Annotated in this window: 21 protein-coding genes; 9 read left to right on the top strand and 12 right to left on the bottom strand. The window is 52.8% G+C overall.

Annotation, left to right across the window (positions count from 1 at the left end; translation table 11 throughout):
- Positions 1 to 94 precede the first annotated feature (94 nt).
- The 4 genes from ACIDE9_RS09815 to chrA all read left to right on the top strand — a co-directional run bounded on the left by ACIDE9_RS09815 (position 95) and on the right by chrA (position 3818).
- A complete protein-coding gene (locus tag ACIDE9_RS09815) occupies positions 95 to 598 on the top strand; it encodes a c-type cytochrome (protein ID WP_019883185.1) in 504 nt (167 codons plus the stop codon).
- 78 nt (positions 599 to 676) lie between these two features.
- Positions 677 to 1516: a symmetrical bis(5'-nucleosyl)-tetraphosphatase gene (locus tag ACIDE9_RS09810; RefSeq protein ID WP_411994469.1), complete on the top strand. Its 840-nt coding sequence runs from the start codon at positions 677 to 679 to the stop codon at positions 1514 to 1516.
- Positions 1517 to 1530: 14 nt separating this feature from the next.
- Complete coding sequence (locus ACIDE9_RS09805; protein ID WP_411994468.1) at positions 1531 to 2292, top strand: sulfite exporter TauE/SafE family protein; 762 nt, start codon at positions 1531 to 1533, stop codon at positions 2290 to 2292.
- A gap of 158 nt (positions 2293 to 2450) precedes the next feature.
- Complete coding sequence (gene chrA / locus ACIDE9_RS09800) at positions 2451 to 3818, top strand: chromate efflux transporter (protein WP_411994466.1); 1368 nt, start codon at positions 2451 to 2453, stop codon at positions 3816 to 3818.
- Between the two features lie 12 nt (positions 3819 to 3830).
- On the opposite strand, the gene ACIDE9_RS09795 is transcribed toward chrA, so the two are convergent.
- The 5 genes from ACIDE9_RS09795 to ACIDE9_RS09775 all read right to left on the bottom strand — a co-directional run bounded on the left by ACIDE9_RS09795 (position 3831) and on the right by ACIDE9_RS09775 (position 7677).
- The gene (locus tag ACIDE9_RS09795) at positions 3831 to 4565 is read right to left on the bottom strand and encodes a lysophospholipid acyltransferase family protein (RefSeq protein WP_411994464.1); all 735 of its coding nucleotides are present in this window, start codon (positions 4563 to 4565) and stop codon (positions 3831 to 3833) included.
- 16 nt (positions 4566 to 4581) lie between these two features.
- On the bottom strand, positions 4582 to 5367 hold the full coding sequence (locus ACIDE9_RS09790; protein WP_411994462.1) for a GNAT family N-acetyltransferase: 786 nt from the start codon (positions 5365 to 5367) through the stop codon (positions 4582 to 4584).
- 164 nt (positions 5368 to 5531) lie between these two features.
- On the bottom strand, positions 5532 to 5990 hold the full coding sequence (locus tag ACIDE9_RS09785; RefSeq protein ID WP_194754649.1) for a glycine zipper 2TM domain-containing protein: 459 nt from the start codon (positions 5988 to 5990) through the stop codon (positions 5532 to 5534).
- Positions 5991 to 6058: 68 nt separating this feature from the next.
- Positions 6059 to 7027 (bottom strand): carbohydrate kinase family protein, encoded by a 969-nt coding sequence (locus ACIDE9_RS09780; RefSeq protein WP_194754648.1) that lies wholly within the window; start codon positions 7025 to 7027, stop codon positions 6059 to 6061.
- Between the two features lie 83 nt (positions 7028 to 7110).
- Positions 7111 to 7677 (bottom strand): TetR/AcrR family transcriptional regulator, encoded by a 567-nt coding sequence (locus ACIDE9_RS09775; RefSeq protein ID WP_194741629.1) that lies wholly within the window; start codon positions 7675 to 7677, stop codon positions 7111 to 7113.
- A 150-nt stretch (positions 7678 to 7827) separates the two neighbouring features.
- Here ACIDE9_RS09775 and ACIDE9_RS09770 point away from each other — a divergent pair, with 150 nt between their 5' ends.
- On the top strand, positions 7828 to 8325 hold the full coding sequence (locus tag ACIDE9_RS09770; RefSeq protein ID WP_411994459.1) for an SRPBCC family protein: 498 nt from the start codon (positions 7828 to 7830) through the stop codon (positions 8323 to 8325).
- A gap of 42 nt (positions 8326 to 8367) precedes the next feature.
- Here the strand turns inward: ACIDE9_RS09770 and ACIDE9_RS09765 are convergent, their stop codons facing one another.
- Genes ACIDE9_RS09765 through ACIDE9_RS09755 form a run of 3 tightly spaced genes read right to left on the bottom strand, consistent with a single transcriptional unit; the run spans position 8368 to position 10036 of the window.
- Positions 8368 to 9114, bottom strand: a complete 747-nt coding sequence (locus ACIDE9_RS09765) for a hypothetical protein (protein ID WP_411994457.1) — start codon at positions 9112 to 9114, stop codon at positions 8368 to 8370.
- A 4-nt stretch (positions 9115 to 9118) separates the two neighbouring features.
- A complete protein-coding gene (locus ACIDE9_RS09760; protein WP_411994455.1) occupies positions 9119 to 9529 on the bottom strand; it encodes a CopD family protein in 411 nt (136 codons plus the stop codon).
- Positions 9530 to 10036, bottom strand: a complete 507-nt coding sequence (locus ACIDE9_RS09755) for a peroxiredoxin family protein (RefSeq protein ID WP_411994453.1) — start codon at positions 10034 to 10036, stop codon at positions 9530 to 9532.
- A 95-nt stretch (positions 10037 to 10131) separates the two neighbouring features.
- Between ACIDE9_RS09755 and ACIDE9_RS09750 the strand changes: the two genes are divergently transcribed.
- Positions 10132 to 14001: a DUF3683 domain-containing protein gene (locus tag ACIDE9_RS09750; protein ID WP_411994451.1), complete on the top strand. Its 3870-nt coding sequence runs from the start codon at positions 10132 to 10134 to the stop codon at positions 13999 to 14001.
- A 57-nt stretch (positions 14002 to 14058) separates the two neighbouring features.
- Here ACIDE9_RS09750 and ACIDE9_RS09745 read toward each other — a convergent pair whose 3' ends face one another.
- The gene (locus ACIDE9_RS09745; RefSeq protein WP_194741635.1) at positions 14059 to 14184 is read right to left on the bottom strand and encodes a DUF3149 domain-containing protein; all 126 of its coding nucleotides are present in this window, start codon (positions 14182 to 14184) and stop codon (positions 14059 to 14061) included.
- A 168-nt stretch (positions 14185 to 14352) separates the two neighbouring features.
- Between ACIDE9_RS09745 and ACIDE9_RS09740 the strand changes: the two genes are divergently transcribed.
- Both ACIDE9_RS09740 and ACIDE9_RS09735 read left to right on the top strand, forming a co-directional pair.
- Entirely contained in the window at positions 14353 to 15369 is a 1017-nt protein-coding gene (locus tag ACIDE9_RS09740) for a quinone-dependent dihydroorotate dehydrogenase (protein WP_411994448.1), read from the top strand.
- The gene (locus ACIDE9_RS09735) at positions 15369 to 15989 is read left to right on the top strand and encodes a glutathione S-transferase (RefSeq protein WP_411994446.1); all 621 of its coding nucleotides are present in this window, start codon (positions 15369 to 15371) and stop codon (positions 15987 to 15989) included. The genes ACIDE9_RS09740 and ACIDE9_RS09735 overlap by 1 nt, the downstream gene beginning before the upstream one ends.
- A gap of 634 nt (positions 15990 to 16623) precedes the next feature.
- Here the strand turns inward: ACIDE9_RS09735 and ACIDE9_RS09730 are convergent.
- On the bottom strand, positions 16624 to 17577 hold the full coding sequence (locus tag ACIDE9_RS09730) for a PhoH family protein (RefSeq protein WP_411994445.1): 954 nt from the start codon (positions 17575 to 17577) through the stop codon (positions 16624 to 16626).
- Between the two features lie 2 nt (positions 17578 to 17579).
- On the bottom strand, positions 17580 to 18917 hold the full coding sequence (miaB, locus tag ACIDE9_RS09725) for a tRNA (N6-isopentenyl adenosine(37)-C2)-methylthiotransferase MiaB (protein WP_411994443.1): 1338 nt from the start codon (positions 18915 to 18917) through the stop codon (positions 17580 to 17582).
- Positions 18918 to 19026: 109 nt separating this feature from the next.
- On the opposite strand from miaB, the gene cysG reads away from it, so the two are divergent.
- Positions 19027 to 20418 (top strand): siroheme synthase CysG, encoded by a 1392-nt coding sequence (gene cysG, locus ACIDE9_RS09720; RefSeq protein ID WP_411994441.1) that lies wholly within the window; start codon positions 19027 to 19029, stop codon positions 20416 to 20418.
- 1 nt (position 20419) lies between these two features.
- On the opposite strand, the gene ACIDE9_RS09715 is transcribed toward cysG, so the two are convergent.
- Complete coding sequence (locus ACIDE9_RS09715; protein ID WP_370583270.1) at positions 20420 to 21733, bottom strand: sensor histidine kinase; 1314 nt, start codon at positions 21731 to 21733, stop codon at positions 20420 to 20422.
- Positions 21734 to 21757: the final 24 nt, after the last annotated feature.

Genomic DNA, 21757 nt, shown 5'->3' with positions numbered 1-21757 from the left:
TAGGCACATGGAAAAGCCTGCACGCGCGTTTCCTGTCCTGTCGTTCTGCGTTATAATCGCGGGGATATTTTTTCTAACGCAACGGGATACGGATATGTCGGATTACAAACAAGGTTCAAGCATTAAAGAGTTAATTATTGCGATTCCAGGTGCCATTGTTGGTTTCACTTTGCTGGTTTCGTTACTGGCTTACCTGTTTGGCGTGTTTGGCAGTGAAAAAGCAGCACCTTCCAAAGAAGAAACAGACGCAGTCGAGCAAAAAGTCGTGGCAAACATCAAACCGGTGGCGACCATTGAAGTGGCTGAAGCCGCGGGTGCCCACGTTGAGAAAAGTGGTGAGGAGATTGTGAAAGGCACTTGCGTGGCCTGTCATGGCGTAGGTGCATTGGGTGCGCCAAAAATCGGTAACGCTGGTGACTGGGGCCCGCGTATTGCACAAGGCTATGAAACACTGGTTAAACATGCGACAGAAGGTATCCGCAGCATGCCACCACGCGGCGGTGCGGCTGACCTGAGCGACCATGAAGTGGCTGATGCCGTGGCTTATATGGCAAATCAGGCTGGTGCAAAGTTTGATCCTGCCAGCTTGAAGAAGTAATTGCTGTGAATGTGAGAAGCCGCTTGAATCAAGCGGCTTTTTTATTGGTAAATTCGTTTTTCTGGCAAAGTAGAATCCATGGCGAGATACGCAATTGGTGATATCCAGGGCTGCTACCATTCCCTGATGCATTTACTGGCGCAGGTGGACTTTCAGCCTGGCCGTGACAGCCTGTGGCTGGTAGGTGATTTGATTAATCGCGGTACCGGCTCTCTGGAAGTGCTGCGTTGGGTATATGCACAGCGTGACCATGTGCGGCTGGTGCTGGGTAACCATGACCTGCACGCGATTGCCGTAGCACATCATATCCGGCCACCGCATCGCTTTGATACGTTGACGGAATTGTTCTCTGCCGACGATGGTGCAGCGTTGCTCGGCTGGTTACGCCAACAGCCGCTGATGGTGCTGGAAGACGATTTTGCCATGCTGCACGCCGGGCTCTATCCGCAATGGACCTTGCCAGAGGCCAGGGCGCTGGCGGCCGAGGTTGAGGCTGTGTTGCAGTCAGCAGATTATTTAAACTTTTTGCAGCAGATGTATGGCAACCACCCTGCCGCCTGGGATGATCGCTTAACCGGTATTGATCGCTTGCGCGCGATCACCAATGCCCTGACGCGCATGCGTTTGCTCGATGACACTGGGGCAATGGAGTTTGCCTTCAAAGGTGAGGTGCAGGATATTCCGGCTGGCTATCAGCCCTGGTTCAAAGTGGCTGCACGGCAATCGGCGCAAGCCAGCCAAACCATTCTGTTCGGTCATTGGTCTGCCCTGGGCTTATATCAAGGCGAGGGCGTCGTTGCCCTGGATACCGGTTGCTTGTGGGGGCGGCAGTTGACGGCTTATACGCTGGAAACCGGGGCGTTTACCCAAGTGCCCTTAGATCCGCGCGACCGGCCAGCAGGCACGGTTGGCGAGTAGTCGGCTCGTCTGTCATGGAAGTGTGGTTAGTAGTGGTGGCAGCATTCGTGGCTGGGGTCATGGATGCGATGGTCGGCGGCGGTGGCCTGCTGTCGGTGCCCGCACTGTTATCGACTTATCCTGCCTCGTCGCCATCATTATTACTGGGCACGAATAAATGTTCCAGCGTGTTTGGTACCACGGTCGCCGCCTGGCGTTATGGTCGTCGTGTACAGTTGGAGTGGGGCTGGCTGGCCCCAGCGGCGCTGCTCGCGTTTGCCGGGTCTGGCCTGGGGGCGTGGACGCTGACCTGGATGGATCCGCAGTTCTTGCGCAAGCTGTTGCCCTGGGTATTGCTGCTGGTGTTGGTTTATACGTTCAAATATCCCCAATTTGGCCTGCAACATGGCAGGACACAACACAGCGCCAAAACACGTTTGTGGCTGGCACTGGTAATTGGCGCATTGATTGGCTGGTATGACGGTTTTTTTGGACCGGGTACGGGTAGTTTTTTTATTTTCTTGCTGGTGCGCTGCTTGGGGCAGGATTTTTTACAAGCTTCTGCCTCGGCCAAAGTATTGAACGCGACCACGAATTTTGCCGCACTGCTGATGCTGGCGGCGACGGGCCATGTATGGTGGCAGGTGGGGCTGGTGATGGCCGCAGCGAATATTGCGGGCAGCGTGCTGGGAACGTCTCTGGCGCTCAAACATGGTGCCGGATTGGTGCGCCGGGTCTTTATGCTAGTGGTCTCACTACTCATTTTAAAAACAGGTGTGGATGCCTATGTGCGCTGACAGGCCTTATGACTGCGTCGGCTGTGGGTGCGGTATATATGCTATGATGCGCACTGGGGATCCGGCAGCCTCCCCGCTTCAAGACGCCTTGCGTCCAAGGACTGCTCAAATCTTGGGTCATGCTTAGTCGTGAGCATTCCCCTATGAAATGAGGCCTTATGCACGCACATTCTTCTTCTGATATGACATCTCCCACCGATACACACACGCCGCCTGCGCCAGTGTCGCTCAGGCAAGCTTTCTGGTATTGGCTTAAACTCGGGTTGATTAGCTTTGGCGGCCCGGCCGGGCAAATTGCCATCATGCATCACGACCTGGTGGAGCAAAAACGCTGGATCTCGGAAAAACGTTTTTTACATGCGCTCAATTATTGCATGGTATTGCCTGGCCCGGAGGCGCAGCAACTGGCCACCTATATTGGCTGGCTCATGCATCGTACCTGGGGCGGCGTGATCGCCGGAGTGTTGTTTGTCTTGCCTTCGTTTTTTATGCTGGTGTTGCTGGCCTGGGTCTATATGGCTTATGGTCACGTGCCGACTGTGGCGGGCGCTTTATACGGCATCAAACCGGCGGTGGTAGCGATTGTGCTGTTTGCGGCTTATCGCATTGGCACGCGCGCGCTAAAAAATCGCGTCATGTGGGCGATTTCTGCCTTGGCATTCGTGGCGATTTTCCTGTTCAAATTGCCGTTTCCTCTGATCGTATTGACTGCTGCAGGCCTGGGCTTGATCGGTGCACGCCTGGCGCCAACGCTCTTTACCGTGGGCGGGCATGGTGCGGCCACGCAGCATTTCGGCCGTGCCCTGATTGATGATGACACGCCTACACCGGCACATGCGCGTTTTAGCTGGCTGGGCATGGTGCGCATTGCAGTCACGGGGGGGATTCTCTGGCTATTGGTGATGGCTGGCTTGTGGTGGCACTTCGGCTGGCAAGGGGCGTTGACGCAAATGGGCTGGTTTTTCAGCAAAGCGGCCTTGCTGACTTTTGGCGGTGCCTATGCCGTCTTGCCTTATGTCTATCAGGGTGCGGTCGATCATTACCATTGGCTCAGTCCTGCGCAGATGATGGATGGCCTGGCGCTGGGTGAGACCACGCCTGGCCCATTGATCATGGTGGTGACCTTTGTCGGTTTTGTTGGCGGTTGGCTCAACCAGGCGCTGGCAGCAGATGGGCCATTGCTGGCGGGCTTTTTAGCGGCGACGGTGGTGACTTTTTTCACCTTTTTGCCCAGTTTTGTATTTATTTTTAGCGGTGCGCCGCTGATTGAAAATACACGTGACAATGTACGCCTCACAGCCCCATTGAGCGCGATTACTGCTGCCGTGGTCGGTGTGATTTTAAATCTGGCCCTGTTTTTTGCTTACCATGTGTTTTTGCAGAGCACATGGTTCCCTGGCATAGACTGGCTAGCCATCGGCCTGGCCGTTGTGGCGTGGTTGGCGTTAGCGCGCTTTAAACTGAATGTGATTGCCGTGATCGCGGCGTATGCAGTGGTGGGGATGCTGGTGCAATGGCTGCGCTAGGGAGCCGGCCATTTAACCAAATAATGTTGCGGTAATCTGCGCATGGGCTTGCTGAGCCAGCTGTTGTCGTGATTGCCCGCTGGCAGCAATCGGCGTACCAAAATGCAAGTTCACCGCCGGTTGCTGCATCTTCAGGTAGGCGTTCATCGATTCGATGATTGAGGTGTCGCCAGCGTAAGCTGCGTCCAGGTTTGGTTGGCCATCAGGCAGCGGATAGTGAATCGCCACCGGGATGATTTTAGTGTTGGCCTCGATAGCCGCCTGAATCAGGCTGCTTTTAAACGGCAGCACACTCAGGCCCTCGGTGGTAGTGCCTTCCGGGAACACGCACAGATTGTCATTCAATTTGAGCGCATGACTGCAAATATTCACTACACGCGCTGCATCGCGGTTACGCGTACGGTTGATGAAAATGGTGCCTGACTTTCTGACCAGGTAACCAAAGACCGGCCAGTTTCTGATCTCCAGCTTGGCGACAAAGCGCACCGGGATGATGCTGTTGATGGCATGGATGTCTGACCAGGAAATATGGTTGGCCACAAACAACACGCCGTGGGTGCGGATATCGGGTAATTCGCCGCTGGTGGTCACGCGCAGGTTAAAACATTGCAGCAGGCGTTTGCACCACCATTGAATCAGGCCGAGCCGCATCCAGCGGTTGCATACTGGTAGCACAATGGCGGCTAAGGTAACACCTGTCAGGACATGCAGTGTGATGCGGGTGATGCGCCACCCGCGAACGATCATTGAAGTTTGTGGCAAGTTATTTCAAGAAATGCGCAGCATATCTGGGATTCATTCGAGACAGGGGTAACAATACCAGCATATCTGCCGTATTAAAAGCAGGGTCCCAGGCCGGTTCGCCGCAAATATAAGCCCCTAGTCGCAAGTAGCCTTTGACCAGTGGCGGGCAAGTGACGGTCAGGGATTGATCCAGGGCGTCAATTGGCAAAGGGTTATGCGGGAACACGCGGTATTCAGCAGGCGATAAATAGTCGTCACGCAGGTTGTTAAACAGGGACGCCGCGGTATGGCCACCGTCGTGCATGGAGATGCTGGCGCAACCGATCATATACTCATACTGGCGCGCCATCATGTATTTTGCCAGGCCTGCCCAGAGCATGGTGATGGTGCCGCCGCTACGGTAGTCTGCGTGTACGCAAGCGCGACCGACTTCTACCGTGCGGTCCGCCAGGGGTGCCAAACGACTTAAATCAAACTCGCCAGCGGAGTAGTAACCACCTGCCAGCATTGCTTGCATCGGGTTCAATATGCGGTAAGTGCCGACAACTTGCTGGGTCGCATCGTCGCGTACTAGTAAATGATCACAAAAGGCATCAAAGCCATCGACATCCAGCCCTTGCTGGCCTTTGATTTGTGCGCCCATTTCTTCGGCAAACACTTGGTAGCGCAGGCGTTGTGCTTCCATAATCTCTTCTGCGCTGGTGGCCAGTGCCACGCTCAGTGTTGAAGCTGGCTTACGGGCGCTGGCTGGCGATTGAATCTCGGTCTGGTATGTGCCGTGTTCTTGCAGATGGCGTTCTAACATCACGCAACTCCTTGGTTGAGGTTTAGCGAGATATTAGGAGTGTCACATGAACGATTGGTGACGTTGGTGTGACAGTTGTGTGACGCCGCCAGTGACTAAACTGCACGCACTAAATAAAAAAGAGCGACCCATGGCCGCTCTTTTAAATGAAACTATTTACGTGCTTAGTGCGATACGCGTGAAGTGCCGCCGTTTTCAACAATACGCACACGGTCACCCGCGTTAAATTGCTCGTCAGCCTCTTGCACAATGGCGACTAAACCGCCGCCATCCAGCTTGACTGTGATTTCGTAAGCGTTTTTACGTGTCGCCACTTCTTCTGCGGCAGAGCCTGCCAGGCCACCGGCCACTGCGCCAATCACCGCTGCAATCGCACTGCCTTTGCCGCCGCCGACCGAGCTACCCGCGATACCGCCAATGGCGCCACCGGCAATGGTCCCGACAGGTGACTTGGTGCCTTCCAGTTTCACAGAGCGCACGCTTTCCACCACGCCGGTTTTGACTGTTTGTGCTTTACGCGCTTCGTCTCGTGAATACACATTGCCGGAGTTTGAACTAGCGCACGCCGCCAATACCCCGGTGATTACTGCGACAGCCATCCATTTTAATACGCGTGTTGTCATTTTTCTCTCCTAGTATTTACACACATCACTTAACTATTTAACGTCAATCACTTATATCTATGTATTGTTTAGCTGGCACTCTGGCGCAGGGATGGGTCTTCTTTGAGCGCATCCTGCACCAGTGCATGGCTATAAATGTTTTCAATTTCTGCCCGGCTTGGCTGGTGGTTCTGGCCGCCGCGGCTGGCAATCTTGATCGCCCCCATGGTCGATGCCAGGCGGCCACAGGCTTTCCAGTCCCAACCACGTACAATGCCATATAACAAGCCAGCACGGTAAGCATCACCACAGCCGGTCGGGTCTACCAAGGCCTCTGCTTTAACGCACGGAATATCATGGCGTTGACCATCGGCATAAATATGTGAACCTTCGCTACCCAGCGTCACGATCAGCGCTTTGACTTTAGCCGCCAGTTGCTCTAATGATAGTCCTGTTTTGTCTTGGATGACTTGTGACTCGTAATCGTTCACCGCCAGGTAGTCGGCCATTTCAATAAAGTGCAGCAGTTCTTCGCCATTAAACATCGGCAAGCCCTGGCCAGGGTCAAACATAAACGGAATGCCCGCATCATGGCACTCTTTGGCGTGCTGGAACATGGCATCGCGGCCGTCGGGCGCAATGATCGCCAGTTTGATATCCCGCGCATCATTCACGCTGTTGGCGTGCGCATGCTGCATGGCGCCTGGGTGAAAGGCGGTGATCTGGTTGTCGTCCATATCAGTAGTGATAAACGCCTGTGCGGTGTAAGTGCCTGCCACGGTGGTGATATGCCGTGGATCAATATTATTTTGCTCCAACCAGGCCTGATAAGGGGCAAAGTCATCCCCTACGGTGGCCATGATGTGTGGCTGGCCTTCCAGTAATTGCAGGTTGTAGCCGATGTTGCCTGCGGTGCCGCCAAATTCACGGCGCATCTCCGGCACCAAAAAGGCCACGCTAAGTTTATGGATTTTGTCTGCCAGAATATGGTTTTTAAATTGGTCAGGAAACACCATGATGGTGTCGTAGGCCAGTGAGCCGCAAATTAGAATGTTCATGAACGCTTAAAGTCTTTAATTGAAAGTGAGGCTATTATTGCCGCCAGGCTGGCTGCTGGCAAGTGCTGAAAGCCTGATGAGGCTCAGGATTGCTTGATGGCAATGTCGATTAAGGTTTTGGCGGCTTTTTTAGCCGATTTGATGGCGCCTGAGCCACGTTTGATTTGCTCGGCCTGCACCGCACCTTCAAACAGGATGGACAGTTGCAGCGCCAAGCCTTCGGCATCTTTAATATTGGCATCTTGCGCCAGCTTGGTAATAAATTGGCGGAACTCGCGCGATTGCTGTGAAGACAGTTGGTGAATACGGTTTTCTTCGTTGGGGAATTCTGCTGAGGCCTTAATGAAGGCGATGCCGGTGAAGGAGGGCGAGGTCACCCATTCTTCAATGAATTCAAACAGTTTCTGGATTTTTTCATTCGGGCTGCCACCCAGGCCACCCAGTTTTTCATTCATCCAGTTTTGAAAGTCCTGATGGCTTTGCTGCAACACGGCCAGGATCAGCTCTTCCTTGGTTTCAAAATACTTGTAAAGCGTCATTTTGGTAGTGCCGGCTACGGCCACAATCGTGTCCACGCCGGTGGAATTAATGCCACGCGTCTGAAACAGGTCAGTGGAAACCTGAAGAATCTTTTGCTTTAAAGTATTCATGTTTTGATTATAGCACTCTATACCGCCTTGTATAGAGGTAAGCCAAGGTGCAAGGAATAAATCCTATTGATTTAGTTTTTGTTATCATGTTAAATATACTATACCGTATAGTATAGTTTTATGGTCAGTCAATCACAAAAGGAGAACATCATGCGTCAACTACAATCATTGGTATTAGCAACATTATTGGCAACTGCTGGCAGCGTATTTGCGGCGGAGCCGTTATTTGTGGTCAAGTCGGTTGAGTTGAATCAGCCGGTGGATGTGGTCTGGAAAAAAGTCGCTGATTTTGGCGATCTGGGTGCCTGGCATCCGGCAGTGGCCAAAACCGAGATTGTCTCTGGTAAAAACAACAATGCGGGTGCCAAGCGCGTATTAACCTTGCAAGATGGCGGTAAAATTAACGAAACATTGACGGCCTATAACGCCAAAGCCAAAAGCTATTCATACAAAATCACTGATGGCGTGTTGCCGGTGAATGAGTACGCCTCTACTGTGAGCGTGCATAGCAATGGCGATGGCAAGTCTGTGGTGGTGTGGGAAAGCCATTTCTTGCCTAAAGCACCGGCCGATGAAAAGGCTGCCTCTGATGCCATCAAGGGCGTTTATGATGGTGGTTTGAATCAGCTGAAAACATTGTTCCAGTAATTAAGTAGTGCTCATCAAGCCGTCGTGATTGCGACGGCTTTTTTATTTGGAGTTCACCATCAGCTTGGGCGTGTAATTGCATTTCACCTGGTCGAGCAATTGGTTGACGAGTACTTGTTCGTCGCGATTGGTGGTGACATGGCCGTTGATGATGTTTTCGATATAGATACTTTTCAGTCGTTCTGGTAGTTGAATGGCTTCCAGCAGGCGGCAATCGCCGTGTTTCATGGTTTCCAGGCGGCTGTAAATGGCGGCAGTTTCGGATGGGCTGGCTTCGTGAGATAGCGGATGTGCAGTCGGTGGGTATTCCGGTGACTTTGCCTGTAATACAGGCGTAGGGGTGACCTGCATATGCCAGTAATATCCACCCATGAGACCAAAAAACAATGTCGCCATCACCACGCCATAATTGCGGATAGCTAGCCAGTTGATCTCGCGTCTGGTTTGTACGTCCACCAGTGCCTGCGCGGCTTGCCTGGCGTGCTGCAGTGCGCTGGATTGTGGATGTAGCAGCTTTTCCTGGCAGGCGCTGAGTGCCATGAAATACAACTGATTGGCCAGCATGTCCGGCAGCCTTGCTCCTGCCAGTTGTGCCTGGGTGCTCAGGTAATGTTGTAGTCTGTCTGGCGGATTGAGGGTTGCTGTCGTGTCAGGTAGCGGTTGCACTATCGGGCTGGACAGCAGGTCGTCGAGAATGCTGAATACTGCCAGTAACCTGTGTGCGGCCCGCTTGCCGGATTTGTCCAGCATGCGGATCAGCCATTCGGATTGCAACAATGCGTCCAGCATGTGCTTAGAACGGTTTGGTTACAACCAGGATGACGATGGCAATCAGGATCAGTACTGGGACTTCGTTAAACCAGCGGAACCAGACATGGCCGCGGCGGTTTTGCTGGGCGCTGAATTTTTTCAACAGGCTGCCACAGGCATGGTGGTAGCCTATCAGTAACGCCACTAGGGTCAGCTTTGCATGCAGCCAGCCGCCCTTGAAACCGTAACCTAACCATAACCAAATCCCAAATGCCAAGGCTAGCAACATCAGTGGCTGCATAAACCGGTAGAGTTTGTGTGCCATTAGCAGCAGGCGTGCCTGAGCTTGCGGATCTTGCTCCATCGCCAGGTTGACGTAAATGCGCGGCAGGTAAAACAGCCCGGCAAACCAACTGGTGACAAAAATGAGATGAAACGCTTTCACCCACAACATTTAGCTGGCTTTCTGGTCGAGTAGTTTACGCAGCTCGGGGAAGTTGAGTTCGCCTATGGTTTTTTGTACGCGGTTGCCCTTGGCATCAAAAATAAAGGTCGTTGGGGTGAGGTTGACATCGCCAAAGGCCTTCACCATTTCGCCGTAACCATCGTGCATGACGTTAAAAGGCAGGGCTTTTTCTTTAGTGTAATTGGCAACCTGGGCGGGTGGATCGTAAGGCATGGCGACGGCAATTACGACCAGGTTTTTGTCTTTGTATTGCTGGTAAGTGTCGATCAACTCTGGCATTTCCTTGATGCAGCCAGGGCAGTCCGTGGCCCAGAAGTTGACCAGTACGGTTTTGCCACGTAGTGACTGCATGCTGATTTTTTCACCAGTTAACGTGGTGAATGTGACTTCCGGGGCTTGTGGCTTTTGCATCACCGCAACTGCCAGGCCCGCAAACAAGGCTAATGCGACCAGTGGTACTACCCATTTTTTACATTTGGATTTGAATGTAGACATCTTAAAACCTGATTACTCAAAAACCCTAGCCGTTGTACCGTGTTTGTGCCGAATGTGGCGTGGTATAATTAGCTTTTGTTTTTGATAAATTATCAATGAACGCACCTGTTAACGCAGATTTGTTAAAGCACAATTCTACTCCTCTCACGCGTTTACGCGAAATTCCGTACAACTATACTTCCTTCTCAGACCGCGAAATTGTCATTCGGTTTCTGGGTGAAGAAATTTGGGGCATTTTGAATGCCTTGCGCGCTGAGCGTAAAACGGGACGTAGTGCACGCATGCTGTTTGAGGTGCTGGGCGATCTGTGGGTGGTTTCCCGCAACCCCTACCTGCAAGATGACTTGCTGGAGAATCCCAAGCGCCGCAAAGCCCTGATCGAGGCCTTGTATCACCGAATTTCTGCGATTGATGAACGCAGTAGCGGTAATGACAAAGTGCAGAAGCTGGTGACTGCAGCTACCAAAGCGGTAGAAAAATTTGCGGATGACTTCAAGCAAACCGCCGATTTGCGCAAAAAAGCCATGGCCAAACTGACCAAGTTTACGCGCAAAGATAATGTGCAGTTTGATGGTCTGGCACGCGTCTCACATGTGACCGACGCGACCGACTGGCGTGTCGAGTATCCCTTTGTGGTGATTAACCCGGATACCGAAGCCGAGATTTCCTACCTGGTACGTGCGTGTATCGAATTAGGGTTAACCATTATCCCGCGCGGCGGCGGTACTGGTTATACCGGTGGTGCCGTGCCGTTGACACCTTTGTCTGCCGTCATCAATACCGAAAAACTGGATCAGCACACCGGCGTGCAAATGCGCACCTTGCCGGGTGTCTCACGCCAGGTAGCCACCATTGAGTGTGGTGCCGGGGTCGTGACACGCCGTGCCATGGACGCAGCCACTGCGGCCGGCTTGGAATTTGCCTGCGACCCAACCTCTGCGGATGCCTGCTGTATTGGCGGTAACGTTGCCATGAACGCCGGTGGTAAAAAAGCCGTGCTGTGGGGCACCGCGCTGGATAACCTCGCCTCATGGCGCATGGTGACGCCTGACGCCACCTGGTTGGAAGTGGAGCGCCTGGACCATAACCTGGGCAAGATTCACGATATCGACATGGCGCGCTTTAAAATCAGCCGCTACGACATCGACTTCAAGAACCTGCTGTCCGAGCCAGAGATTCTCGAAATTCCTGGCCCTAGCTTCCGGAAGGTTGGCCTGGGTAAAGACGTGACCGACAAGTTTTTGTCTGGTTTGCCTGGCGTGCAAAAAGAAGGTTGTGATGGCCTGATTACGTCTGCGACCTTTATTCTGCACCGCATGCCCAAGCACGTGCGTACCATTGCACTGGAATTTTTTGGCAATGTGTCGCACGCGGTGCCTGCCATTGTTGAAATCAAAGACTACCTGGATGCGACCGCCAAACAAGACCCAGCTGTGATCATGGCTGGCCTAGAGCACATGGACGAGCGCTATGTGAAGGCTGTGGGTTACGCGACCAAGGCTGCGCGTCAGCAACGCCCTAAAATGGTGTTGTTGTGCGATATCGCTTCTGATGACGAAAACGCTGTTGGTGAAGTGGCGTCTGCCGTGGTGCGTATGTGCAATGCGCGTAACGGTGAAGGCTTTATTGCCGTTTCGGCCGAGGCGCGTAAAAAGTTCTGGCTTGATCGTTCACGCACAGCGGCCATTGCGCGTCACACCAACGCCTTTAAAATTAACGAAGACGTGGTGATTCCATTGCCACGCCTGGGCGAATACTCTGATGGTATTGAGCGCATCAATATTGAGTTGTCGATTCAGAATAAATTGCGACTGGTTGACGAGCTCGAAGCCTTTGTCTCCGGCGATCTGCCATTGCAGCCGGACGAAGACGGCAATGCTGACCCCGAAGGCGTGAAATCCAAGCAGAATATTGCGCTGCAATTATTGCGCGACGTGCGTGCCAAATGGCGTTTGTTACTCAATACGCTGGATGAGCCTGTAGCTGTGTTGGGCGAGTTGGGCAAAGCGTTTACGCAATATGACAATGTGTTCCGCGCCGTGCAATCATATGATTTGCGTGTGTCCTGGAAGCGTGAGCTCAAGCGCCCGATGGCGGATATTTTTGCTGGCCGCGAATACCAGAAAATTCTCGACAAGCTGGACGAAATCCAGAAAACCGTATTGAAAAGCCGCGTGTTTATTGCGCTGCATATGCACGCTGGTGACGGTAACGTGCACACCAATATCCCGGTCAACTCCGATGACTACGGCATGATGCAGGACGCACACGCCGCCGTGGCACGTGTGATGGATCTGGCACGAGGCCTTAATGGTGTGATTTCCGGTGAGCACGGTATTGGTATCACCAAGATGGAGTTCCTGGACCAGGCCACCATTGATACCTTTGCCGCTTACAAAAACAAGGTAGACCCGAAAGGCCACTTTAACAAAGGCAAATTGTTGATGGGTTCCGGGCTGGAAAACGCCTATACGCCTAGCTTTGGTTTGCTGGAGCAAGAGTCCATCATCATGGAGCAGTCTGCCATTGGCGAGATTGCCGATGATATTTCTGACTGCTTGCGTTGCGGCAAGTGTAAGCCAGTATGCTCTACGCATGTGCCACGCGCCAACTTGCTGTACTCGCCACGTAACAAGATTCTGGGTACTTCTCTGTTGATTGAAGCCTTCTTGTATGAAGAGCAGACGCGTCGCGGTATTTCACTCAAGCATTTTGATGAGTTTAACGACGTGGCTGACCATTGTACGGTCTGCCACCGTTGCGAAAAGCCGTGCCCGGTCAATATCGACTTCGGTGACGTGTCAGTCAAGATGCGTAACTTCCTGCGCGAGCAAGGTAAAAAGAAATTCAATCCAGGCACGGCAGCAGGCATGCTGTACCTGAATGCCAAGGATCCGGCGACTATTAAGTTGCTGCGCGGTACCATGATAGGCATGGGCTATAAGGCGATTAATGTGGCCAATAGCCTGGCCAAGAAATTTGGCCTGCTCAAGGATAAAAAAGCGCCGCCAGCGACCGTAGGCAAGCCTGAAATCAAGGCGCAGGTGATTCACTTTATTAATCGCCCAATGCCGAAGAAAATGCAGTCCAAGACCTCGCGTGCGATGCTGGGCGTGGAAGACGACAGCATGATTCCGGTCATCCGCAATCCGCAAAAAGTGACCGAGGATTCGGAAGCCGTGTTCTATTTCCCAGGCTGCGGTTCCGAACGCTTGTTCTCTAACGTCGGCCTGGCCACGCAAGCCATGCTGTACGAAGTAGGCGCGATCACCGTATTGCCACCAGGCTACCTGTGCTGCGGTTACCCGCAAACAGCCTCTGGCAATCACGACAAAGGCCAGGAGATTACGGCGGATAACCGCGTGCTGTTTCATCGTGTCGCCAATACGCTGAACTACCTGGATATCAAGACGGTGATTGTGTCTTGCGGGACTTGTATGGATCAGTTGCAGAAATACGAGTTCGAGAAGATTTTCCCGGGCTGCCGCTTGCTCGATATCCACGAATACCTGATGGAAAAAGACATGCGCCTGCAAGGCGTGACGGGTACACGGTATATGTATCATGACCCTTGCCATTCGCCGATGAAGACCTACAAGCCGATGGAAGTCACTAACAAGCTCATGGGCACTGATGTGGCGCTGAATGACCGTTGCTGCGGTGAGTCTGGCACCTTCGCAGCGGCACGTCCTGATATTGCGACCCAGGTCAAATTCCGCAAGCAGGAAGAGCTGGAAAAAGGCATGGAAAAAATGGGCTTGACCGTGGGTGCTCCTGAGCAGCCAGTCAAAATCCTGACTTCTTGCCCAAGCTGCCTGCAAGGCTTGTCACGCTACGGTGATGACACTGGTATTGAAGCCGACTACATTGTGGTGGAAATGGCCAAGCATGTGCTGGGTGAAAACTGGATGGAAAATTATATCCAGAAAGCCAATAACGGCGGCATTGAAAAAGTGCTGCTGTAAACAACACAAACCCCGCGCAAGCGGGGTTTGTGTTAGTGGTCGAGCCGTGTCAGCTACTTATTGCTGGCGTGCCTTGAGGTAGACATAAATGCCTGCCCAGGTCATGACCACAAAGATAATGGCAATCACGATAAAACTCATCAAACCATAGTCAGTAGATAACAAATCAATCAAAATTTTCATGGGGTTTCCTCCTGTAAGCTAGTTATCTGGCAAGCAATGCATCTGAGGAATATTTTGAACCCTATGATCAACATGGTTTTTGATGTAACGCAAAAGTGATGCAGGCAACAAGCGCTGAAATAAGCGACCATTGCCACGCATTAAAAAAAGATTCAGGAAAAGTGACGTATGAATATTTACCCGCTGCTTAAACCGCTGCTATTTCAATTGGATGCAGAACAGGCACATGACCTTACCTTGCAATCGCTCAAGCGCGCTGAAAAACTCGGGTTGTTAACACTGGCTGCAGGCCGTTTACCCGATCAGCCTACTCAAGTGATGGGACTGACTTTTCCTAACCCGGTAGGCCTGGCCGCAGGCCTGGACAAAAATGCCGCCGTGATTGATGGTATGGCAGCGCTAGGCTTCGGGTTTATTGAGGTCGGCACGGTCACGCCGCGCGCGCAACCCGGCAACCCCAAGCCGCGCTTGTTCCGTTTGCCTGAGGCTCAGGCCATTATTAACCGCTTTGGCTTTAATAACCTGGGTGTGGATCAGCTCATCCAGAACGTAAAAGCCAGCAAGTTTAAAGGCATCCTTGGTATCAATATTGGTAAGAACTTTGACACGCCTAACGACAGGGCGGCTGAGGATTACCTGACCTGCATGCGCAAAGTGTATAGCCATGCCAGCTATATCACCGTGAATATCTCTTCACCCAACACCAAGAACCTGCGCGCGCTGCAAGAAAAAGATGCGCTAGGCCAATTGCTGGCCACACTCAAATCCGAGCAAAAAATCCTCTCGCAAGTGCATGGCAAATATGTGCCTGTCGCCCTCAAAATTGCACCAGATTTGACCACAGAGCAAGTACAGGAAATTGCTGAGCTACTCATGCAACACCGCCTGGATGGCGTCATCGCCACCAACACCACGCTGGCACGTGATGCTGTGGCAGGTTTAAAAAATGCAGAAGAGACGGGTGGCTTATCTGGTGCGCCAGTGAAAGCAGGCTCTACACGCGTGATTCAAACCCTGGCGGCGGCACTGCAAGGCAGTTTGCCTATTATTGGTGTAGGTGGCATTTTAAATGGCGACGATGCCAAAGAAAAAATAGCCGCAGGTGCCAGCCTGGTGCAGCTCTACAGTGGCCTGATTTATAAAGGCCCACAACTCATCAAGGATTGCCGCAAAGCACTGCTCTAATGGCATTGCCTATTCTTTACTCCTACCGCCGTTGCCCATATGCCATGCGTGCCCGTATGGCCTTATGGGCAGCGCAAATTCAGCTTGAAGTGCGTGAAGTGTCATTGCGCGACAAGCCTGCACATTTATTGCAAATCTCCCCCAAAGGCACGGTGCCAGTCTTGCAACTGCCAGATGGCACGGTGTTAGAGCAAAGTCTGGATATTATGCAGTGGGCATTAGCGCAGCATGATCCGCAAGGCTGGTTACATGCTGACCGTGAAGCCGTTAATCACTTCATTAGTATCAATGATGGTGATTTTAAAAAGGCCCTCGACCGCTATAAATATCCAGAGCGTTATCCGGAACAACAGCAATTGTTTTACCGTCAGCAAGGCGAGCAGTTCTTGCAAGCGCTGGAAACAGTCTTGCAGCAACATCGTTTTTTGTTGAGTGATTCTGCCAGTGTAGCGGATGTGGCGATTTTCCCGTTTATCCGCCAGTTTGCGGCAGTGGATGCTGAGTGGTTTGCGGGGAGTGTTTATCCACGATTGCGGTCGTGGTTGGAGGGGTGGTTGGAAAGCACTTTGTTTGCAGAGATTATGCAGAAGTTTCCAACTTATACTGAGGTCGCTTTGTAAGCTGAACGTTAGGCGTGGTGTGATTGCGGTAAAAGGTTGTTCTTTGGAGGGAGGTTGCTTTTCGCCTTTTCGGCGAGTTACTTTTCTTTGTTTGCACAAAGAATAAGTAACCAAAAGAAATGCACCCCAGCTTCCGCTTGTATCCTGTGCTACTCGGCTTGCCGGGCGTCAATCAAAAGCTCGTCCTGACAAGCCACACACAACGTGGCCTGTTGCGGGACTCAAACAGTTGATTGCCGACTGCCCCCGCCAATCCTGCGTTGCTCGGCGCGGCAGATGGGGACCCCGAACACCAGGCGAATGCCACCATTAGTGATCATCACAAATGAATCTGTTTTTTTAACCGTTCAAACTTCTACGCTGGTGTTTTGGCGAGATAAACCCCATTCCATCGCGCTGAGTAGCGGAGACAGAGTGGGAGTAGTCGGCCATCGGCTGTTCGAGTTCCGCGGTGGCTTGCGTTTTGTGCAAGCCGCTAGGGCGAGTTTCGATGGGCGCCCACTTTGTCGAGCAACGCAAGGGAGCCGCAGGCCGTGATGGCTGGGTGTCTTCCTCTTTGGTTACTTTCTGGGGGACAAGCACCAGAAAGTGACTCGCCGAGAGGCGAAAAAGGCGAGGATATGTTTAGCGTTTATTAGTCACTTTTCTGAGCACTCTGCTCAAACTTCTCATACGCATTAATAATCTTCTGCACTAACGGATGCCTCACTACGTCTTGCGACATAAACTGAGTAAAGGCAATGCCCTTCACATCCTTGAGGATTTTCTGCGCTTCTACCAAGCCGCTTTTCTGATGACGCTGCAAGTCAATCTGCGTGACGTCACCTGTAATGACGGCTTTGGTACCAAAGCCAATGCGGGTGAGGAACATCTTCATCTGCTCTGGCGTGGTGTTCTGCGCTTCATCCAGAATAATAAAGCTTTGGTTCAAGGTGCGGCCACGCATATAAGCGAGCGGGGCGACTTCAATGGCGCCACGTTCAAACATCTTATTCACGGTGTCATAACCGGCCAAGTCATACAGCGCATCGTATAGTGGACGCAGGTAAGGGTCGACTTTCTGGTTCAAGTCACCTGGCAGAAAGCCCAGGCGTTCGCCCGCTTCTACGGCAGGACGAACCAACACGATTCTTTTCACACGGTCGCGCGTCATTGCGTCTACCGCGCTGGCCACGGCCAGATAGGTTTTACCGGTACCGGCAGGACCAATGCCAAACGTGATGTCGTGATCCTGTATCTGTTGCAAATAGCTGACCTGGCGCGGGGTGCGGCCATGCAGGTCGCCACGGCGGGTCATCAGCGTGGGCATGGCACTGGAGCTGACTTCTTCTGGTTTGAGCTTGTCGATTTCTACCAGGCCCAGTTGAATGTCTTCCAGGTCTATCGGTTTTTTGGAGCGTGCGTAAAAGTTTTCCAGCATTTGCGCGGCCAAGCGCATATTGGTTTGTGTGCCGCTCAGGTAAAACGTGCTGCCACGACGGTTGATGTCAATGTCCAGGCCGTTCGCTAACTGGCGGATGTTCTCGTCCAGCGGGCCACATAAGTTGGCCAGCATCAGGTTGTCTTCAGGGCTTAACGTAATTTCCATGCTTAATTCACAATTTCGCCAACTAGGCGTTTGGGGTTGTAGACGTCGGTGATTTTGACTTGCACCATCTGGTGGATAAAGCGCGCATCGGCGGCGATATCTACAACACGGCCATTGTCAGTTTTACCTGCCAGCAGGTTAGGATCTTTCCATGACGGGCCATCAATGAGCACGCGTTGCACCGTGCCTAACATGGCACGGCTGATGGCGTCACCGTTGTTTTCGTTTTCGGTTTGCAGTTGCTTGAGCCAGGCGGCTTTGTCGGCTTGCGGCGTTTCGTCAGGCAGGTAACTGGCTGGCGTTCCCGGGCGCGGGCTATACAAAAAGCTAAAGCTATAATCAAAGCCCACGTCGCGCATTAGCTTGAGCGTCGCCTGGAAGTCTTTTTCTGTTTCGCCAGGGAAGCCGACGATGATGTCGCTAGTAATCGTCAGTTGCGGGTTGGCCGCTTTGAGCTTGCGGATCAGGCCTTTGTATTGCAGCGCCGTATAGTTGCGTTTCATCGCCATCAAAATGCGGTCGCTACCAGCTTGCACTGGTAAATGTAATTGATTAGCCAGTTTGGGCACATTGGCATGGCAGGCAATCAGGCGTTCGTTCATCTCGTTGGGGTGGCTGGTGGTGTAGCGGATACGCTCGATTTGCGGAATCTCAGCCACGGTTTCAATCAGCATGGCGAGGTCGGCCTCTATGCCTTGATACTGTACGCGGTAAGCGTTGACGTTTTGTCCCAGCAGTGTGATTTCCTTGACGCCTTGTTCGGCCAGTTGGATGGCTTCGGTCAGGATGTCTTCAAACGGGCGCGAGAACTCCTCGCCGCGGGTGTAAGGCACCACACAAAAGCTGCAATACTTGCTGCAGCCTTCCATAATGCTCAAGAATGCAGTCGCGCCTTCGATGCGTGGTGGCGGCAAGTGGTCAAATTTTTCAATCTCGGGGAAGGTGATGTCGACTTGCGGCTTGTTTTCGGTCTGTTTGGCTTTAATCAGGTCTGGCAGGCGGTGCAGGGTTTGTGGGCCGAATACCACGTCCACATAAGGCGCGCGTTTGATAATGGCGTCGCCTTCCTGGCTGGCGACGCAACCGCCAACGCCAATCACCAGGTTGGGGTTTTTCTCTTTGAGCGGAATCATGCGGCCGAGGTGGCTGAATACTTTTTCTTCGGCTTTTTCGCGTACCGAGCAGGTGTTGAGCAGGATGACATCGGCTTCTTCCATGTTGTCGGTCTGGGTCATGCCGTCGTGCTCACGCATCAAGTCCACCATGCGTGAGGCATCGTATTCGTTCATCTGGCAACCAAACGACTTGATGAATATTTTTTTACCGCTGTCCTGCTTCATTGCACGCTAAATTTCTCACAAAAACAGTATTTTAGCGTATTTGTAGATGAAACCCCAGCGCGCTTGGCGACTACGGTAAAATAGGCATCTTTCATTTGAGCGTTGTTTCATGCAAGCCTTACCGATTTTTTTCAATATTGCGCAACGCCTGTGTATCGTCATTGGCGGCGGTGATGTGGCGACACGCAAGGTGCTGATGCTGCGCAAAGCGCAAGGTCAGGTCACGGTGATTTCACCTGTTTTGTGTGATGAATTGCGCGTGTTGTTTGAGCAGGGCGAGATTGATTATGTGCAGACTGAGTTTCAGCCTGAGCAACTGACTAGTGCCTGTTTGGTGATTGCGGCGACTGATGATGAATCCGTCAATGAAGCGGTGTCTGTTGCCGCCAAACGCTTGAATATCCCGGTGAATGTGGTCGATGCACCGGCATTATGCACGTTTACCATGGGTTCTATCATAGACCGCAGCCCGGTGGTGATTGCGGTTTCTAGTGAAGGGAATGCGCCGGTATTGGCGCGGCATATCCGCAGCAAGATTGAAACCATGTTGCCTGCGGCCTACGGCCGGATTGCGGCGATTGCGGGTGAGTTTCGAGAGCAGGTGAAAGCCAAATTCAGCAATATGCCTGCGCGCCGCCGTTTTTGGGAGGATGTGTTGAATGGCCCTCTGGTCGAGCGCGTCTTGTCCGGCCAGGAGCAGGCTGCACGGGATTTGCTGGGCGAGTTGCTCAGCCAGGGCGACGATGCGCCTGCGCTCGGTGAAGTGTATCTGGTGGGTGGTGGCCCGGGCGATCCTGACTTGTTAACATTCAGGGCGTTGCGCCTGATGCAGCAATGTGATGTCTGCGTGTATGACAAGTTGGTCAGCAAAGAGGTGATGGAGTTGGTGCGCCGTGATGCGGAGCTGATTTATGTGGGTAAATCACGCGACCAGCATACCTTGCCGCAAGAGGAAATTAACCAGTTGCTGGCCAGGCTGGCACTGGAAGGCAAGCGCGTCTTGCGCCTCAAGGGCGGTGACCCGTTTATTTTTGGCCGCGGCGGCGAAGAGATTGAAACCCTGATGCAGCATGGCGTCCCCTTCCAGGTGGTGCCTGGCATCACGGCGGCAAACGGAGTTTCAAGTTATGCGGGCATTCCGCTGACGCACCGCGATTATGCGCAGGCCTGTTTGTTTATTACTGGCCATCTCAAAGACGGCACCATAGACCTGGATTGGCAGGCCATGGCGCGCCCGAGGCAAACAGTAGTGATTTACATGGGCTTGGTGGGGCTGGAGCAGATTTGTGCCAAATTGATAGCACAAGGCGTGTCACCTGAGATGCCTGCAGCGGTGATTCAACAGGGCACCACGCAAAAGCAACGTGTGGTGGAGTCTACCTTGAAAAACCTGGCAGCCGATGTGGCCGCGGCCGGGTTGAAGCCACCCAGTCTGACCATTATTGGTGAAGTCGTGCAGCTACGCTCACGCCTGAACTGGTTTACGCCAGACGGCGAATAAATCAGGCGTTAGGTAGGATAGGGAGTGATAATCTGGCTTCCAGGCCGCCTTCGCTACGGTTAAGTAGCGCCAGCTGGCCGCCATGCAGGGTAGCAATGCGGTTGCAAATGGCGAGCCCCAAGCCGCTGCCACCTTCATATTTGTTGCGCGCGCTATCCATGCGTTCAAACGGGCGCAGCAAACGTTCTGCATGTTCTGGTGGAATGCCGGGGCCGTTGTCGAGTACGCTGATCACGATCTTGTCTGCCATGACCTGGCTGCGCACTTCCACCTTGCCTTTGCCATAGTTGTAAGCGTTGCCGACCAGGTTGTCGAGCAGGCGCTGCATGGCCAGCGGCCGGATAGGAATAAAATATTTAGGCCCCAGTGATACTTTTAACTCACGTCCTGCGCGGCGTTGACGCTCAGCCAGCGCATGTAACAAGTCGTTGATGTCCATCATGCGGGTGGGTTCACCTTCCACGCCTCGCACAAAATCCAGGAACTGGTGAATGATATTGTCCATGTCGGAAATATCTTCAATCATGCCGTGTTTCATATAGTCAGCATCAGGCGGCAACATTTCTACCGCCAGCCGCAAGCGTGCCAAAGGCGTACGGATATCATGCGACACCCCTGCCAATAATAAGGTGCGCTCTGCATCCAGTCGCGCCAGTGATTCGGCCATTTCGTTAAAAGTATGCGTCACTTCACGCAACTCTTCCACGCTGTCTTCCGGCAGTTTTGGCGCTGGTTCGCCATTGCGCAAACGCTCGGCTGCATGCACCAGCATGGTCAGTGGGCGGTTAATACGCGCAGTCAGCAGATAGGCGCCGACCAGTGACAGTAAGCCTACCACGGCAGCCCAACCCAGCCAGTGCCAAGGGAAAGGGCGGTCAACCTGGATTTTGGGAATCACTACCCAGAAGTCATCCTGGCCAACATTAAAGCTGATCCAGAGGCCGGGAATGTCGTAATGATTGACGGTGATAATGGTTTCTTCACCCAGGCGTTCGCGGATTTTTTGCGCGACCAGGTTGATAAACGGGTCTAGCGGCAGCGGCTCAATGTCTTCGAGGAAGTCGGCCGCATAGACGCGTACGCCTTCGCGTCCGGACAGTTCTGATAGTAAGGCCAGGCGGCGATTTTCATGGGAGGCAATCAGCGAGGCGCGGGTGTAGTTGACGATGGTGACTGCCTGTAAGGCGGCCGCTGTTGCGCGTGGTTCGCGGTCAAAATAATCAAAGATTTTGAGCGAGGCATAGATACTGACGGCCAACAAAATGGCAATCAGTAACATGATGCGGGACAATAGTCGGCGAGGCAGTAAGCGCACGTGAATGAGGCTTAGGCAGGTCGC

Origin of the sequence: Methylophilus sp. 'Pure River' (genome assembly GCF_046765995.1) — a bacterium.
Classification (GTDB): domain Bacteria; phylum Pseudomonadota; class Gammaproteobacteria; order Burkholderiales; family Methylophilaceae; genus Methylophilus.
The sequence above is the reverse complement of the archived record's forward strand: the minus strand, read 5'-3'. Positions and strand labels throughout refer to the sequence as shown.

Excerpts from the sequence above, each read along its gene's own strand:
- ACIDE9_RS09815 (WP_019883185.1), top strand. The coding sequence starts at position 95 with ATGTCGGATTACAAACAAGGTTCAAGCATTAAAGAGTTAATTATTGCG.
- ACIDE9_RS09810 (WP_411994469.1), top strand. The coding sequence starts at position 677 with ATGGCGAGATACGCAATTGGTGATATCCAGGGCTGCTACCATTCCCTG.
- ACIDE9_RS09805 (WP_411994468.1), top strand. The coding sequence starts at position 1,531 with ATGGAAGTGTGGTTAGTAGTGGTGGCAGCATTCGTGGCTGGGGTCATG.
- chrA (WP_411994466.1), top strand. The coding sequence starts at position 2,451 with ATGCACGCACATTCTTCTTCTGATATGACATCTCCCACCGATACACAC.
- ACIDE9_RS09795 (WP_411994464.1), bottom strand. The coding sequence starts at position 4,565 with ATGATCGTTCGCGGGTGGCGCATCACCCGCATCACACTGCATGTCCTG.
- ACIDE9_RS09790 (WP_411994462.1), bottom strand. The coding sequence starts at position 5,367 with ATGTTAGAACGCCATCTGCAAGAACACGGCACATACCAGACCGAGATT.
- ACIDE9_RS09785 (WP_194754649.1), bottom strand. The coding sequence starts at position 5,990 with ATGACAACACGCGTATTAAAATGGATGGCTGTCGCAGTAATCACCGGG.
- ACIDE9_RS09780 (WP_194754648.1), bottom strand. The coding sequence starts at position 7,027 with ATGAACATTCTAATTTGCGGCTCACTGGCCTACGACACCATCATGGTG.
- ACIDE9_RS09775 (WP_194741629.1), bottom strand. The coding sequence starts at position 7,677 with ATGAATACTTTAAAGCAAAAGATTCTTCAGGTTTCCACTGACCTGTTT.
- ACIDE9_RS09770 (WP_411994459.1), top strand. The coding sequence starts at position 7,828 with ATGCGTCAACTACAATCATTGGTATTAGCAACATTATTGGCAACTGCT.
- ACIDE9_RS09765 (WP_411994457.1), bottom strand. The coding sequence starts at position 9,114 with ATGCTGGACGCATTGTTGCAATCCGAATGGCTGATCCGCATGCTGGAC.
- ACIDE9_RS09760 (WP_411994455.1), bottom strand. The coding sequence starts at position 9,529 with ATGTTGTGGGTGAAAGCGTTTCATCTCATTTTTGTCACCAGTTGGTTT.
- ACIDE9_RS09755 (WP_411994453.1), bottom strand. The coding sequence starts at position 10,036 with ATGTCTACATTCAAATCCAAATGTAAAAAATGGGTAGTACCACTGGTC.
- ACIDE9_RS09750 (WP_411994451.1), top strand. The coding sequence starts at position 10,132 with ATGAACGCACCTGTTAACGCAGATTTGTTAAAGCACAATTCTACTCCT.
- ACIDE9_RS09745 (WP_194741635.1), bottom strand. The coding sequence starts at position 14,184 with ATGAAAATTTTGATTGATTTGTTATCTACTGACTATGGTTTGATGAGT.
- ACIDE9_RS09740 (WP_411994448.1), top strand. The coding sequence starts at position 14,353 with ATGAATATTTACCCGCTGCTTAAACCGCTGCTATTTCAATTGGATGCA.
- ACIDE9_RS09735 (WP_411994446.1), top strand. The coding sequence starts at position 15,369 with ATGGCATTGCCTATTCTTTACTCCTACCGCCGTTGCCCATATGCCATG.
- ACIDE9_RS09730 (WP_411994445.1), bottom strand. The coding sequence starts at position 17,577 with ATGGAAATTACGTTAAGCCCTGAAGACAACCTGATGCTGGCCAACTTA.
- miaB (WP_411994443.1), bottom strand. The coding sequence starts at position 18,917 with ATGAAGCAGGACAGCGGTAAAAAAATATTCATCAAGTCGTTTGGTTGC.
- cysG (WP_411994441.1), top strand. The coding sequence starts at position 19,027 with ATGCAAGCCTTACCGATTTTTTTCAATATTGCGCAACGCCTGTGTATC.